We start from the raw sequence: 14,606 nt of genomic DNA on the forward strand, positions 1-14,606 counted from the left end.
GGCGGCAGGGCCGCACCGCCCCCCGGCGCTCAGTGCTCAGTGCTCAGTGCTCGGTGATTGTTCCGTCGGCGACGGCGAGGCGCCGGGTGGTGTCGACGGCGTCCAGCATCCGCCGGTCGTGGGTGACCAGCAGGAGCGTCCCCTGGTAACTGCTCAACGCGGACTCCAGTTGTTCGATGGCCGGCAGGTCGAGGTGGTTGGTCGGCTCGTCGAGCACCAGCAGGTTGACGCCCCGGCCCTGGAGCAGGGCGAGGGCGGCCCGGGTCCGCTCGCCCGGTGACAGGGTCGCCGCCGGGCGCAGCACGTGGTCGGCCGCCAGGCCGAACTTGGCGAGCAGGGTGCGCACCTCGGCGGGTTCGGTGTCGGGGACGGCCGCGCGGAAGGCGTCGAGCAGGGGCTGCGGCCCGTGGAACAGTGCACGGGCCTGGTCGACCTCGCCGACCACGACGCCCGGCCCGAGCGCGCTGTGCCCGGCGTCCAGCGGGAGGCGGCCGAGGAGCGCGGCGAGCAGGGTGGACTTCCCGGAGCCGTTCGGGCCGGTGACGGCGACCCGGTCCGCCCAGTCGATCTGGAGCGTCACGGGGCCGAACCGGAACGCACCGCGCCGCACCTCGGCGTCGCGCAGGGTGGCGACCACGGCGCCGGCCCGGGGCGCCGCGGCGATCTCCATCCGCAGCTCCCATTCCTTGCGGGGCTCCTCGACCTTGTCCAGGCGCTCGATGAGCCGGTCGGTCTGCCGGGCCTTCGCCGCCTGCTGCTCGCTGGACTCCGCGCGGGCCCGGCGGCCGATCTTGTCGTTGTCGGGGGCCTTGCGGAGCGCGTTCTTGACCCCCTTCTCCATCCACGCCCGCTGGGTGCGGGCGCGGGCCTCCAGGGAGCTCTTCTTGTCCGAGTACTCCTCGTAGGCGGCCCGGGCGTGCCGCCGTGCCGTCTCGCGTTCCTCCAGGTAGGACGCGTAGCCGCCGCCGAACAGGTTGATCTGTTGTTGGGCGAGGTCGAGTTCGAGGACCTTGGTGACGGTCCGGGTGAGGAACTCGCGGTCGTGGCTGACGAGCACGGTGCCCGCGCGCAGGCCGCGCACGAAGCGTTCGAGCTGCTCCAGTCCTTCGAGGTCGAGGTCGTTGGTGGGTTCGTCCAGGAGGAAGACGTCGTAGCGGGAGAGCAGCAGCGAGGCGAGTCCCGCGCGGGCGGCCTGGCCGCCGGACAGGCTGGTCATCAGCTGGTCGAGGTCGACGCCGAGCCCGAGCGAGGCGGCCGTCTGCGCGGCGCGTTCGTCCAGGTCGGCGCCGCCCAGGGAGAGCCAGCGCTCCAGGCTCACGGCGTAGGCGTCATCGGCGCCCGGGGTGCCGTCGACGAGCCCTTGGGTCGCGGCGTCCATGGCGCGCTGGGCCTCGGCGACGCCGGTGCGGCGGGCCAGGAAGGCGTGCACCGTCTCGCCCGGGCGACGCTCCGGTTCCTGCGGGAGATGGCCGACGGTGGCGTGCGGCGGGGAGAGCTTCAGCTGTCCCTGTTCGGGGGTGTCGAGCCCGGCGAGCAGCCGCAGGAGGGTCGACTTGCCGGCGCCGTTGGCGCCGACCAGGCCGATCACGTCGCCCGGGGCGACGACGAGTTCGAGTCCGGAGAAGAGGGTGCGGTCACCGTGGCCTGCGGCGAGGTCCTTGGCGACGAGGGTGGCGGTCATGACGGTCCGATCCTGGACGGAGGGTGGGTGGCGAACGTCCGGCGGGTCCCACCGCCCTGGTCGCACGGGTGCCACGGGGTGGCACGGGTGCGCGGGGCCGGGTACGCAGGGTCGTCCGCCGAGGGGACGGTTCCTCGCGTTCACCGGCGCATCGGAGCGCACCCCCCTGCTGGTCGTGGCGGACGTCATGGCGTTGCGGCGGTCACGGTCGGACGGTCACTGCCCGCCCGGCGTCACGGTGTGTTCATCGTACGGAGGGCGCGACGAGCACGCTGTCCGTGGTGCGTGCCACGAGGAAGGATCTTCCGCCGCGTACGTCGCCGTCAAGCGGAATGCGGTGGTGCCCGGGGCCGAGCACCCCGTCGAACACCTCGTGGGTGCGGGTGCGGCGCAGCCGGTCGAGGCGGTACGCGAGCAGCCGCACCCGGCAGGTCGAGGCGACGTCCACCCCGGCGTCGCCGCCGGCGCTGGAGAGGTGGGTGAGTCGGCGCCGTCCGGCCTGGGCGGTGTCGAGGGCGTGCTCGACCTGGGCGACGAGCAGCGGCACGATCGGGGCCAGCCCGTCCACGTAGGTGACAGTGAGCCCGGCGTGGTCGAACGTGGCCCGGACCAGGGTGCGTTCGGCGGCGGGGACGGAAGCACCGAAGGCGACCGCACCGTAGGCGCGCAGTTCGTCGGCGGGCACGTGGGCGGCGTCCCGGGTGATGTCGGCGCCGATGCCGATGGTGCGCAGGGCGGCGGCGAGCCGGGCGAGGACCGCGACCCGGTCACCGATCAGCAGCACCCGGCGCCGGGCGGGCGCCGTGCCCTCGACGAGCCGGTGGAGGGCGGCTCGGTACTCGGCTCCGCGGAACCGGAACGGCCCCATGCCGTGGTAGCCGTTGAGGGGGAGGTCGACGCGCCGGTCGGTCTGCCAGGCGAAGTCGCGCCAGATGACGTCGTCGGGATCGGTGGGGTCCCGTTCGATGACGGCGGTCACGGCGCCACAGGCCAGGTCCTCGCACTCGGGACAGCCGTAGATGATGTGGCGGTCGTCGGCGAGCGGTGCCGGGGCCTCCAGCAGCAGGCCGCGCACCTGGGCGGTGAAGATCGCGGGCGGCACGTCCGAGGCGAGCGGGGAGACGGCGTCGAGGTCGGCGAGGCGGTACAGCAGCGGGCGTCCGTCGATGATGAAGTCCACGAAGTCCCGGTGCGCCTGGAGCTCGCCGTTGGCGAGGACCCCGCCCGCCCGCGTGGCGGGTGCCAGGTCGAAGGATGCGTACGCGGCAGCCATGTCCTGAGTATCCCCAGCCGGGCCGGCCGGTGCGTACGACCGCGCGTGCTCGCGCGCGCCGCGGCGGTGCGCCGGGGCGCGCGCAGGGGCCGACCGCGCCGGGACCACGGCGGGTCGGGCGCGCCCTCGGGCGGGGCCCGGCGGCGGCGCGCGCCGGGTCTCCGGTCGCGGGGAGGCGGGTGCGGGGGCGGACCACCTCGGTCGATTCCACCGGGCGCCCCGGGCGGGCCGGTCGGTGTGGTGGGCGGCCGGGTCGGTGCGGTGGGCGGACCGGGGGCGGGGCGGACGGGGCGTTCCGGGTGCGGGGGCGTACGCATGGTCGAGGGCGTACCCGGCGTGACGCACCTGGACGGCCCGGTGCGCCGGAACGGTCACCGGGCCCCGGAGCGGGTGCTCCGGCGCCGGCGGTCGGGACGCGGGGCACGACCAGGAGGGTGGTCCGGGCGGGGAGCGCGCGGGTGTGGTGGTCACGGGCGAGGGCGGGTCCCGGACGGTGCTCGGGCGGGCTTCCCGGCCGGCGGGTTCGTCGCCGTGCTGGCTGCACACCAGGAGGACGGTGTGTCCCGTGGGGCGGGGTCCGCCGATCCGGGCGAGGGGCGGGGGCCCGGGTGGTGGTGGGCGCTCGGCCGCACCCGCTCCCGGACCGGTGGGCGCGGGTGCGGGTGCGGCGGGCGCTCGACGGGGCCCGGGAGGACGTCAGTCGAGTCCGTGCCGGGAGCGGGCCAGGTGCGCCTCGGGGAAGTAGCGCAGTCGGTGCGGGAGTCGGGTGACGACGACGCTGATGACCCGGCACACCCGGCGCAGCCTCCGCTCCTGGGCGGCGGTCCAGGTGAGGCCGAGTGCGTCGCGGGCTTCCGGCGGCAGCAGACCGATCGACAGGAACCTCCGGAACCGGAGGAACAGCCGCCGCGCCACGGGCCACAGCCAGCGCACCGGTGTCCGCAAGGAGCGCGGGCCCACGTCGAGGACCGGCAGGGGCTGGTGCGGGTCCAGCAACTCCCGGGCGACCCTGGTGAGTTCGATCTCCTTGAGCATCTCGCGGTAGTACGGCCAGAACTCCTCGACGGATTCCGGCAGATCGCGTTCGTGGATGCCGAGGAGCTGTCCGACCCTGCGCCATTCGGCGAAGTACTGGCGCTCCTCGGGCTCGGTGTAGGGGCGGCCCCAGAGGTAGGGGTGGGCGTAGCGGGCCACCGGGAAGCCGGTGGCGTGCACCCAGGCGTAGGTGCGGGCGGCGAGGGCGTGGTACGGGCGGCCCCGTGCGTCCGTGCCGTGGATGCCGCGGTGCAGCAGGCGCAACCTGCGCCCCTCCTCGGCGGCGCGCTCCTCCCCGTACACCCACAGGAGGACGGACCGCATGGACCGGACGCCGCGCCCCCAGGGGTCGGTGCGGAACACGGAGTGGTCGTCGACGCCGGCGCCCACCGCGGGGTGGCTCACCTGGAGGATGAAGGCCGGGCCGAGGGTCAACAAGGTGCGGATGTCACCTGTGTCCTGCCAGAGGATGCCTCCGGGCGGGGGCGGTTGGGGTACACGGGAACGCTGGACATCGAGTGACATATGGCCAGTATGAGGAAGATATTGGCAGGGAGGCTCATTTGGCCCCGCGCGTCCGGTGATTCCGGGACACACGTTCGAAGTTGGGTCACGGCGATGCGGACGCGCCGTGCGGGGCGCGGGTGTTGGGGGGCTCCTTCGGCGGAACGGGGATCCGTGGACGCGCGGGTGAGCCGCGGTTGCGCCGCTGCGGTGTTCCGCGCGGCCCCGGTCCGGCACCGGCGCACGGGCCCGGTGCCGGACCGCACCTCGCGATCGGCAGTGGCCGGCGGGGGTGGTGCGGCGCTGGCTCCGCCGTTCAGCGGTCGTGGAACGGCTCGCCGCGGTCGGCGCGGGCCACCAACGAGGCGGGCGGGGCGAAGCGGTCCCCGTAGCGGTCCGCGAGGTCCCGGGCCCGGGTCACGAACCCGGGCAGCCCTCCCTCGTACCCGTTGGCGTACTGGAGCACTCCCCCGGTCCAGCCGGGGAACCCGATGCCGAACAGGGAACCGATGTTGGCGTCCGCGACGGAGACGAGCACGCCCTCGTCCAGCAGGCGCACCGTCTCCAGGGTCTCGGAGAACAGCAGGCGCTCCATGAGGTCCCGGAACGGCACCTCGGCCGCGGTCCGGGTGAAGTGGGTGCGCAGCCCGGGCCAGAGCCGGCCGCGCTCGCCGTCGGCGTACTCGTAGAAGCCCGCGCCGCCGCTGCGGCCCGGGCGGTCGAACTCCTCCACCATGCGGTCGATGACGGCCTCCGCGGGATGCGGTGTCCAGGTGCCGCCGGCGTCCTGAACGGCCTTGCGGGACTCGTCCCGGATGCGACGGGGCAAGGTGAGGGTCAGTTCGTCCATCAGGGACAGCACCTTCGCCGGGTATCCGGCCTGGGCGGCGGCCTGTTCGACGGAGGCGGGCTCGACGCCCTCGCCGACCATCGCGACGCCCTCGTGGAGGAACCGGCCGATCACCCGGGAGGTGAAGAAGCCCCGGGAGTCGTTCACCACGATGGGGGTCTTGCGGATCTGCCGCACCAGGTCGAAGGCGCGGGCGACGGTTTCGTCACCGGTCCGGCCGCCCCTGATGATCTCGACCAGCGGCATCTTCTCGACCGGGGAGAAGAAGTGCAGACCGATGAAGTCGGCGGGACGTTCCACGCCTTCGGCGAGGTCCGTGATGGGGAGGGTCGAGGTGTTGGAGCACAGCAGGGCGTCCGGCGCCAGCAGGTGCTGGACCTCCTGGAACACCCGGCGCTTGAGCGCGGGGTCCTCGAAGACGGCCTCGATGACCGCGTCGCAGCCGGCGACCGCGTCGGGTTCGGCGGCGGGGGTGATCCGGGCGAGCAGTGCGTCGGCCTCGGCCCGGCTGGTGCGGCCCCGGGCGACGGCCTTGGCGCACAGCTTCGCGGAGTGTTCCTTGCCGCGGGTCGCGGCCTGGAGGGACACGTCCTTGAGGACGACGTCGATGCCCGCGCGGGCGCAAGCGTGGGCGATGCCGGCGCCCATCATGCCCGCGCCGAGCACGGCAACCCTGCGGACCCGGCGCGGCTCGACGCCCCGGGGTCGGTTGGCGCCGGAGTTGACGGCCTGGAGGTCGAAGAAGAACGCCTGCATCATGTTCTTGGCGGTCTGCCCGGTCACCAACTCGGTGAAGTAGCGGGACTCGATGGTCTCGGCGGTCGCGAAGTCCACCTGGGAGCCCTCGACGGCCGCCGCGAGGATCGCCCGCGGCGCGGGGTAGGGGGCGCCCGCCGTCTGCTTGCGGAGGTTGGCGGGGAAGGCGGGCAGGTTCGCGGCGAACTTGGGGTGGGCCGGCGTCCCGCCGGGGATGCGGTAGCCGGGGACGTCCCAGGGCTGCCGGCTCTCCGGGTTCGCCTCGATGAACGCCCGGGCCTTCGCCAGGAGTTCCGCGGGGCTGTCCGCGAGTTCGTGGACGAGTCCGGCGTCCCGGGCGCGCCGGGGGTGGTACTGGGTGCCCTGGAGCAGCACCTTGAGGAGCGCGTCCGCGATGCCCAACAGGCGGACGCTGCGGGTCACCCCGCCACCGCCGGGCAGCAGGCCGAGGGTGACCTCGGGCAGGCCGATCTTCGATCCCGGGGCGTCCAGGGCGATCCGGTGGTGGCAGGCGAGGGCGATCTCGTAGCCGCCGCCGAGGGCGGCGCCGTTCAGGGCGGCGACGACCGGGACGCCCAGGGTCTCGATGCGGCGCAGGTCGCGCTTGACGCGGCGGGTCGCGTCGAACACCCGTCGGGCGTCCTCGGGGCGGACCCGGATCAGCTCGCGCAGGTCGCCGCCCGCGAAGAAGGTCTTCTTGGCGGAGGTGACGATGACGCCGCGGACGCTGCTGCGTTCGGCCTCCAGCCGGTCGGCGACCGTGGTGAGGGAGGTCTGGAACGCCGCGTTCATGGTGTTGGCGGACTGGTCGGGGTCGTCGAGGACGAGGGTGACGATCCCGGCGCGGTCCTGTTCCCAGCGGATGGTCGACGGAGTCGGTCGGGTGGTGGGCTCGCTCATGGTGTGGCTGCTCCGATGCGGCGGTGGGGGCGGTGGGCTCGGCGGTGACGGCGGCGCGGTCGCGGCGGGGCGGTGTCGCGGGGCGGCGGCGCGCGGTCAGACGCGTTCGACGACGGTGGCGATGCCCATGCCGCCGCCGACGCACAGCGTGGCGAGCCCGTACCGCTGCTCCCGCCGTTCGAGTTCGTCCACCAGGGTGCCGAGGATCATCGCCCCGGTGGCGCCGAGGGGGTGGCCCAGGGCGATGGCCCCGCCGTTGACGTTGACCCGGTCGAGGGTCAGGCCGGTCTCCCGGACGAACCGCAACACGACCGCGGCGAAGGCCTCGTTGATCTCCACCAGGTCGATGTCGTCGAGGGTGAGCCCGGCCTTGGCGAGGGCCTTGCGGGTGGCGGGCGCGGGTCCGGTGAGCATGATCGTCGGTTCGGAGCCGGAGACCGCGGCGGACACGATCCGCGCACGGGGGCGCAGTCCGTAGCGCTCCCCCACCTCCCGGGAGCCGATGGCGACCAGGGCGGCGCCGTCCACGATCCCGGAGGAGTTGCCCGCGTGGTGGACGTGGTCGATCCGCTCGACCCAGTGGTACTTCTGGAGGGCCACCGCATCGAATCCGCCGAGGTCGCCGATGTCCGCGAAGGACGGCTTCAGGGCGGCCAGCGAGTCGGCGGTGGTGCCGGGGCGGGGGTGTTCGTCGTGGTCGAGGACGACGAGTCCGGCGCGGTCCCGCACCGGGACGACCGAGCGGTCGAAGCGGCCGTCCGCGCGGGCCGCCGCCGCCCGTTCCTGGGAGAGCGCCGCGTACGCGTCGACGTCCCGGCGGGAGAAGCCCTCGATGGTGGCGATGAGGTCGGCGCCGATGCCCTGCGGGACGAAGCCGGTGGCGAGGTTGGTCATCGGGTCGGCGAACCAGGCACCGCCGTCCGAGGCCATCGGCACCCGGGACATCGACTCCACCCCGCCCGCCAGGACCAGGTCCTCCCAGCCGGAACGGACCTTCATCGCGGCGAGGTTGACGGCTTCGAGGCCCGAGGCACAGAAGCGGTTCTCCTGGACCCCGGCGACGGTGTCGGGCAGGCCGGCGGCGATCGCGGAGATCCGGGCGATGTCGGAACCCTGGTCGCCGACGGGACCGACGACGCCGAGGACGATGTCGTCGATCGCGGCGGGTTCGAGGTCCGGGAAGCGGGCCCGCAGCTCGTGGATCAGACCGACGACGAGGTCGATGGGCTTGGTGCCGTGCAGGGCGCCGTTCGCCTTGCCGCGACCGCGCGGGGTGCGGATCGCTTCGTACACGAATGCTTCGGTGGTCACGGGTGAACCTTTCGGAGGGGTCGACCGGGCGGGTGGCGGGCGCTTCCCGGGCCCGTCGGTGCGCGCGGCACCGGGTCACCGGCCCTCGGGCAGGTGGTCGGGCAGGTGGTCGGACGGGGCGGCGACGAGGTCGGGCACGTCCCAGTCCCGGGCCACCTCCGCGGTGTCGGCGCCGGGCCGGACGGGGCCCCGGCGGAGGGTGCCCGGGGTGACGGAGAACCGTGGGGCGGGCGCGGGTTGCGGCACCCCGTCCCGGGTGGCGAAGGTCCCGCGGGCCACGAGGTGCGGGTGCGCCGGGGCCTCGCGCAGCGAGAGCACGGGTGCCACGCAGGCGTCGGAGCCGTCGAACACCTCGGTCCACTGCGCTCGGGTCCGGGTCAGGAAGCGGTCGGCGACGGCCGCGCGCAGGGCGTCCCAGTGGGCCGGATCGTCGCGCAGCGCGGCCGCCGGGCCCAGGTCGAGCAGGGCGGTGAACTCGTCGTAGAACCGTCGTTCCAGGGCGCCGACGGCCATGTACCCGCCGTCCGAGGTCCGGTAGCAGCCGTAGAACGGGCAGCCGCCGTCCAGCAGGTTGGCGCCCCGCCGGTCCTGCCAGTGCCCGGCGGCGAGCAACCCGTGGACCAGGGTGGTGAGGTGGGCGGCGCCGTCGACGATCGCCGCGTCCACGACCTGTCCGACGCCGGTGGCGCGGGCGTGGTGCAGCGCGGCGAGCAGACCGACGACCAGGTAGAGCGAGCCGCCCGCGTAGTCGCCGAGGAGGTTGGCGGGCGGCGCGGGCGCGTCGTCGGGCCGGCCGATCGTGCCGAGGGCGCCGGTCACCGCGAGGTACGTGAGGTCGTGGCCGGCGCGCGGGGCGAGCGGGCCCCGTTGGCCCCAGCCGGTCATCCGTCCGTAGACGAGCCGGGCGTTGCGGGCGCGGCAGTCCGCGGGGCCGACGCCGAGGCGCTCGGCGACGCCCGGGCGGTAGCCCTCGACGAGGAGGTCGGCGCGTGCGACGAGCGCCAGGACCCGGTCCCGGCCGCCCGGGGACTTCAGGTCGACGAGCACGGAGCGCTTGTTGCGGTGGGTCAGGTCGCGTTCGGGGCCGGGGCCGAGCCCCGGTTCCCGGCCGCCCGGGCGGTCGACCCGGACGACGTCGGCGCCCAGGTCGGCGAGGAGCATCGCGGCGAAGGGGCCGGGGCCGATGCCCGCCAGCTCCAGCACGCGCACGCCCGTCAGGGGGCCGTCGGTCGCGGTCGCCCCGCCCGGCAACGGTGGCTCGGTCATCGGACCCCCTCGGTGGGTGGTGCTGCTGCGGTGCGTGCCGTCCGGAGCGCGGTGCGGGCACTCCGGCGATGCTAGATACCGGCCGGTAACCGCACAAGACGCCGAGCGGGCAAGCGCTTCGACGGGCGCCCGTCCCCTCCATGATGGGCCAGCCGTCGGGGCGGGACGCTCAGGACACGGCCGTCCGCACCCGCCCCCGACCGCCCGGCACCATGGCGTGATCGTTCAAGACGGAGCCGCCGACCGCGCCTAGCGTGGGGGTACCGAACGGCAGGAGGCGGCTGTGGACGAGGACTACGCGAGCGCGCAGCTCGTGGCGATGGCGCGCCGCGCCCTGGCCGCCGAGGGCATCCACACCGTGGCCCCCGCGGGCGGGGGCGCGTTGCTGCCGCTGGCCGCCAAGCGCCGGTTCCTCGCCGAGGTGGAACACACGCACGGACTGTTGCCGCTGCTCCGGGTGGGACAGCAGTTCTCGGCGGTCCGGTCCGATCCTGCCGTCTCCGCGCTGTTGCGCGCCGGCTCCCCGCACGACCTGCTCGAACGGTGGTGCAGGTTGGAGCGGTTCACCCACTCACGGCACCGCGTGGCGCTGCGCCGGTCCGGGCCGCGGCACCTGGTGGTCGAACACCTGGGGCCGCCCGGGGCGCCGCCCGGCGCCGCCGAGGACGCCGTCGTCCTCGGCGTGCTCACCGCGCTGCTGACCATGATCGGCACCCGGGACCTGACGGTCGCCGTCGGGCAGGAGCGGGCGCACACCGTGTTCACCGGCGGGGTGTTCACCGCGGAGCCACCGGCCGGCGACAGCGCCCACTGGCGGTTCGACTGGACCGGCACGGTCACCGCCCCGCCGGCGGGCGCGGAGGCGACCGGGTCGGACCCGGTCATCCGCACCCGTGCGCTGCTCGCCACCGATCCCGCCCGCCGCTGGACGCTCGCCGAGCTCGCGACGGCGCTCGGCCTTTCCACGCGGGTGCTCCAACGCCGGCTGGCCGGGGACGGCGGCTTCACCGGGCTCCTCGCCGCGGTGCGCGCGGAAACGGCGGCCGAGCTGCTCATCCACGGCGAACACCCCACGTCCGTCATCGGGTTCGCGTGCGGCTACGCAGACCAGCCCCACTTCACCCGCCGGTTCAAACACCGCACCGCGATGACCCCGGCGGCCTACCGAGCGGCGTTCGGGCGCCACGCCCGGGCCGCCTCTACGACGACACGAAGGAAGCGATGAAGCTCCACGGCACAACCGTTCTCGTCACGGGCGGCGCCCGCGGCGTCGGCCGGGAACTGACCCGGCAACTGGTCGACCTCGGTGCCCACGTGGTGGCCGTGGGCCGCGACGCGGACCGGCTCGCGGACCTCGTGGCCGTGCACGGCGACCGCGTCTCGGTCGAGTCGGTGGACCTGTCCGACCCGGTGGCCGTCGACGCCCTCACCGACGGCTTGCCCGAGCGGCACCCCGAACTGCGGGCCGTGTTCAACAACGCGGGCGTCCAGCACCTCACCGACTTCCTCACCGAGGACCCCCGCACCGTGCGCCAGGTCGTGCGCCGCGAACTCGCCGTCAACCTGGACGCCGTCATCGCCCTGTCCACGGGGCTGCTCCCCCATCTGCGGAGCCAGCCGTCCGCGGCCATCGTCAATGTGAGCAGCGGCCTGGCCATCGCGCCCAAACCCTCGGCGCCCGCGTACTGCGCCGCCAAGTCGGCGGTGCGGACCTTCACCCGGGCCCTGCGCTACCAGTGCGAGGACGGCGCCCCGCACGTCCAGGTGGTCGACGCGGTCCTCCCCCTCGTCGACACGGACATGACGGCGGGCCGCGGTCGGGCCAAGATCAGCCCGGCCGAGGCGGCGCGGTCGGTGATCCGGGGGGTGCTCCGCGGCCGGTCGGAGGTCTACGTCGGCGGGGCGGCGCTGCTGCCCACGCTGATGCGGATCGCCCCGTCCGTCGGCTACCGGGCCCTGCGCCGTGGCTGAGGCCGTGGCCCCGCGGGCGCCCGGCACCCGAACGGGCCGTGCGCTGTCCCGGCTGGACCGGGCCGCGCACCGCCGGTGGTTCCTGCCCGCGGTCGGCGCGTTCCCGCTCGGGGACTACGTACTGCCGTTCCTGCCCGGTCAGTTGCTGCTCGCGGGGTTGGCCGCACTGCATCCCCGGCGCCGGACGGCGCTCATCCTCACCTTCGTCGCCGGGTCCGTGCTGGGCGCGTTCCTGACCGCCGTCGCCGTGCAGTCCGCCGGCCCCTGGCTGCTGGACCTCGTACGCGGACTCGCCCCCGAACAGGCGGAGTTGGACCGCTTCAGCGACCTGATCACCACCCACGGCCCGTGGGCGCTGGCCGCCCTCGCCCTGCTGCCGTGGACCCCCCGGGTCGCGGTGGTGGCCTGTGCACTGGCCGGCATCGACCCGTGGACCATCGCCCTGGCCGTGCTGGTCGCCCGGCCCGTGCCGCTCACCCTGGTCGCACTGGCCGGGACCCGGGCGCCCTGGCTGCTGCGCCGGTCGCGGCGGATCGACCGGATGCTCGCCGAGGTGATGGCGCAGCGCCGGCCGGAGGACCGCTGAGCCGGCTCCGACCTCAGGACCCGGCGGCGCGGGCGGCCAGGGCGCGGCGGCAGAGGGAGTCGGCCCGGCGGGTGGTCTCCGGGAGCCGGTAGCGCGGGGCCAGGGCCAAGGTGTGCGCGAGCGCCGTCGGCAGGTCCACCCGGTGACCGACGGAGACGTACACCGGCTTGACACCGGGCTGGGTCCGCAGGGCCGCCCCGACCTGCTCGGCGCCCGCGAGCAGCGGCGCGGACGAGCCGCGGGCCCGGTCCGGCTCCTCGTGGGTGAAGGTGAACGGGTTCTTGGCGACGCCGATCGTGGGGAGTCCGGTGAGCACCCCGAGGTGGCTCGCCAGTCCGAAGCGGCGGGGGTGCGCGAGACCGTAGCCGTCGCACACCACGAGACCCGGGTCGGTGGGCAGGGCGGCCAGCGCCGCGAGGACGGTGGGCAGCTCCCGGAACGCCAACAACCCCGGCACGTAGGGGAAGGAGACCGTTCCCACCGCCGTGGTCTGGGCCACGACCTCCAGGGTCGCGCAGTCGAGGACCACGGCCGCGGCGACCACGAGGTCCTGGGTGTCGTCGTACGCCACGTCCACCCCGGTCGCCCGACCGGTGCCGGGTGCCGGGCCCGCCTCGTCCCGTACGACCAGCGCCCGCAACTCGTCCTGGACGGCGCGCGCACCTTCCTGGGTCGTGGGCCAGTCGGCGGGCAACTCGGCGGGCTGGGGCTGCGGTACGGCGTTCATGGTGGGACGAGCGTACGGGTCCGACCGCGGACGGACACCGCAAGGCCCCCTCCCCGCCGTCCGCCGGGTGGTCGAGGGATAGGATTTCGGTCATGTTCGTTCTGGAACTGACCTACACCGCGCCGGTCGAGGCCGTGGACGCGGAGATGGCTGCGCACCTCGCGTGGTTGGACGCGCTGTACGCCTCCGGGGTGATCATCGCCTCGGGCCGCAAGCAGCCGCGCGACGGCGGGGTGCTGCTCGCGGTCGGCGACGACCGCGAGGCGATCGAGGCGCTGGCCGCGACCGATCCGTTCGTGACGGCCGGGACCTGTGCGTACCGCATCACGGAGTTCGTCGCGACCAGGACCGCCCCCGCGCTCGCCGGGTACCGTCAGCCGGCGCCGTACTGACCCGGGCCGAGCCCGCCCGGCGGCCCGCGGAGCGGGCGAACCGTGACCGAAGTCACGGGCCCCCGGGTAGACGCGAGGGGCGGTTCGACCGTCTCTAGGAGTGTCCGGGTCTTCGGCGGGGCCGGTCACGTCCGCCGGTCGACCGCCCCCGCCGCCACGAGGGAGCAGGCGTTGTCCATCGTCATCGAGCAAGCCGTGGAGGCGCGCTTGGTCGCCGCCGCGCCCCGCATGGCCACCATCCCCGCCGTGCTGCGCTACGAACAGGCCGACCCGTTCGCGGTCCGGATGACGTTTCCCGCCCCCGCCACGCTGGAGGGCGTGGACGTGTGCTGGACGTTCTCCCGGGAGTTGCTCGCCTCGGGCATGGAGGCGGCCGTGGGTCAGGGCGACGTCCGGGTGCGTCCGTACGGGTACGACCGTACGGTGATGGAGTTCCACGCTCCCGAGGGCACGGCCATCGTGCACCTGCTCAGCGGTGACCTGCGGAAGTTCCTCAGTCGGACGGACGGTCTGGTGGCCCGTGGACGCGAACACCTGCACCTCGATCTCGACGGGGACCTCGCGCAGTTGATGCGCGACGCCTGCTGACGGGCCCCGCTACGGCCCCGTGCGCCGGGTGCGGTGGGGGCAGCCGGACGTGCCGGTGCGGGCGGGTACCGGCGGGGAAGAATCCGGCGGGTGCCACGGTTACGTCACGCACCGACGACACCGTAGGCAACTCCCGGAAGGCACCGACACCATGGGCATCGTCACCGCGAACCTCGCCGTATCGCTCGACGGATTCACCGCGGGTCCGCAGCAGAGCCTTGAACACCCCTTCGGCACCGGGGCCGATGCGCTCACGGCCTGGATGTTCGAGACCGGGAAGCCCGGACGCGAACAGGACGCGGAGCTGCTGTCCACCCTGCACGAGAACACCGGCGCCCACATCATGGGGCGCAACATGTTCAGCCCCGGCCGAGGCCCCTGGGACGAGGACTGGACGGGCTGGTGGGGGCCCGAACCGCCGTACCACACACCCGTGTTCGTGCTCACGCACCACGAACGGAAACCGCTGGAGATGGCCGGCGGCACCACGTTCCACTTCGTGACGGACGGCATCCACGCGGCCCTGGAACGGGCGCGGGCCGCGGCCGGCGACCGGGACGTGGAGATCGCCGGGGGCGCGGCGACGGTGCGCCAGTACCTGACGGCCGGACTGCTCGACGCGTTGCTGCTGCATCTCGTGCCCACCGCGATCGGCTCGGGCGAGCGCCTGTTCGAGGGACTGGACGAGCTGTCCCTCGAACAGGGCGAAGTGATCGCTTCGCCCACCGTCACGCATCTGCACTACCGGGTGCCGCGCACCTGAACG

13 protein-coding genes are annotated in these 14,606 nt (G+C 74.5%); 6 read left to right on the plus strand and 7 right to left on the minus strand.

Annotated features, from left to right (window positions below):
* Positions 1 to 43: 43 nt before the first annotated feature.
* The 6 genes from ACFYOU_RS28970 to ACFYOU_RS28995 all read right to left on the minus strand — a co-directional run bounded on the left by ACFYOU_RS28970 (position 44) and on the right by ACFYOU_RS28995 (position 9,576).
* Positions 44 to 1,681 (minus strand): ATP-binding cassette domain-containing protein, encoded by a 1,638-nt coding sequence (locus ACFYOU_RS28970; RefSeq protein WP_391309660.1) that lies wholly within the window; start codon positions 1,679 to 1,681, stop codon positions 44 to 46.
* A gap of 244 nt (positions 1,682 to 1,925) precedes the next feature.
* Entirely contained in the window at positions 1,926 to 2,954 is a 1,029-nt protein-coding gene (locus ACFYOU_RS28975) for an oxidoreductase (RefSeq protein ID WP_391309662.1), read from the minus strand.
* Positions 2,955 to 3,650: 696 nt separating this feature from the next.
* Positions 3,651 to 4,514, minus strand: a complete 864-nt coding sequence (locus tag ACFYOU_RS28980) for an oxygenase MpaB family protein (RefSeq protein WP_389770745.1) — start codon at positions 4,512 to 4,514, stop codon at positions 3,651 to 3,653.
* A 295-nt stretch (positions 4,515 to 4,809) separates the two neighbouring features.
* Entirely contained in the window at positions 4,810 to 6,999 is a 2,190-nt protein-coding gene (locus tag ACFYOU_RS28985; RefSeq protein WP_391309664.1) for a 3-hydroxyacyl-CoA dehydrogenase NAD-binding domain-containing protein, read from the minus strand.
* Between the two features lie 96 nt (positions 7,000 to 7,095).
* Entirely contained in the window at positions 7,096 to 8,310 is a 1,215-nt protein-coding gene (locus ACFYOU_RS28990; RefSeq protein ID WP_391309665.1) for an acetyl-CoA C-acetyltransferase, read from the minus strand.
* Between the two features lie 75 nt (positions 8,311 to 8,385).
* Positions 8,386 to 9,576 (minus strand): CoA transferase, encoded by a 1,191-nt coding sequence (locus tag ACFYOU_RS28995; protein WP_391309667.1) that lies wholly within the window; start codon positions 9,574 to 9,576, stop codon positions 8,386 to 8,388.
* Between the two features lie 283 nt (positions 9,577 to 9,859).
* Between ACFYOU_RS28995 and ACFYOU_RS29000 the strand changes: the two genes are divergently transcribed.
* The 3 genes from ACFYOU_RS29000 to ACFYOU_RS29010 are packed head-to-tail and all read left to right on the plus strand — an operon-like array spanning position 9,860 to position 12,133.
* Positions 9,860 to 10,801, plus strand: coding sequence for a helix-turn-helix domain-containing protein (locus ACFYOU_RS29000; RefSeq protein ID WP_391309669.1), 942 nt, complete (start codon positions 9,860 to 9,862; stop codon positions 10,799 to 10,801).
* Positions 10,798 to 11,547, plus strand: coding sequence for an SDR family NAD(P)-dependent oxidoreductase (locus tag ACFYOU_RS29005; RefSeq protein ID WP_391309670.1), 750 nt, complete (start codon positions 10,798 to 10,800; stop codon positions 11,545 to 11,547). The genes ACFYOU_RS29000 and ACFYOU_RS29005 overlap by 4 nt, the downstream gene beginning before the upstream one ends.
* Positions 11,540 to 12,133: a hypothetical protein gene (locus ACFYOU_RS29010; protein WP_391309672.1), complete on the plus strand. Its 594-nt coding sequence runs from the start codon at positions 11,540 to 11,542 to the stop codon at positions 12,131 to 12,133. The genes ACFYOU_RS29005 and ACFYOU_RS29010 overlap by 8 nt, the downstream gene beginning before the upstream one ends.
* Before the next feature lie 13 nt (positions 12,134 to 12,146).
* Here the strand turns inward: ACFYOU_RS29010 and ACFYOU_RS29015 are convergent, their stop codons facing one another.
* Positions 12,147 to 12,860 (minus strand): endonuclease V, encoded by a 714-nt coding sequence (locus tag ACFYOU_RS29015; RefSeq protein WP_391309673.1) that lies wholly within the window; start codon positions 12,858 to 12,860, stop codon positions 12,147 to 12,149.
* A 92-nt stretch (positions 12,861 to 12,952) separates the two neighbouring features.
* On the opposite strand from ACFYOU_RS29015, the gene ACFYOU_RS29020 reads away from it, so the two are divergent.
* The 3 genes from ACFYOU_RS29020 (at position 12,953) to ACFYOU_RS29030 (ending at position 14,603) form a co-directional block, all read left to right on the plus strand.
* Positions 12,953 to 13,252, plus strand: coding sequence for a YciI family protein (locus ACFYOU_RS29020; RefSeq protein ID WP_389770763.1), 300 nt, complete (start codon positions 12,953 to 12,955; stop codon positions 13,250 to 13,252).
* A 171-nt stretch (positions 13,253 to 13,423) separates the two neighbouring features.
* Positions 13,424 to 13,840, plus strand: coding sequence for an SsgA family sporulation/cell division regulator (locus ACFYOU_RS29025; protein WP_389770765.1), 417 nt, complete (start codon positions 13,424 to 13,426; stop codon positions 13,838 to 13,840).
* 151 nt (positions 13,841 to 13,991) lie between these two features.
* The gene (locus tag ACFYOU_RS29030; RefSeq protein ID WP_391309675.1) at positions 13,992 to 14,603 is read left to right on the plus strand and encodes a dihydrofolate reductase family protein; all 612 of its coding nucleotides are present in this window, start codon (positions 13,992 to 13,994) and stop codon (positions 14,601 to 14,603) included.
* Positions 14,604 to 14,606: the final 3 nt, after the last annotated feature.

The organism is Streptomyces sp. NPDC005955 (assembly GCF_042871255.1).
Taxonomy (GTDB): domain Bacteria; phylum Actinomycetota; class Actinomycetes; order Streptomycetales; family Streptomycetaceae; genus Streptomyces.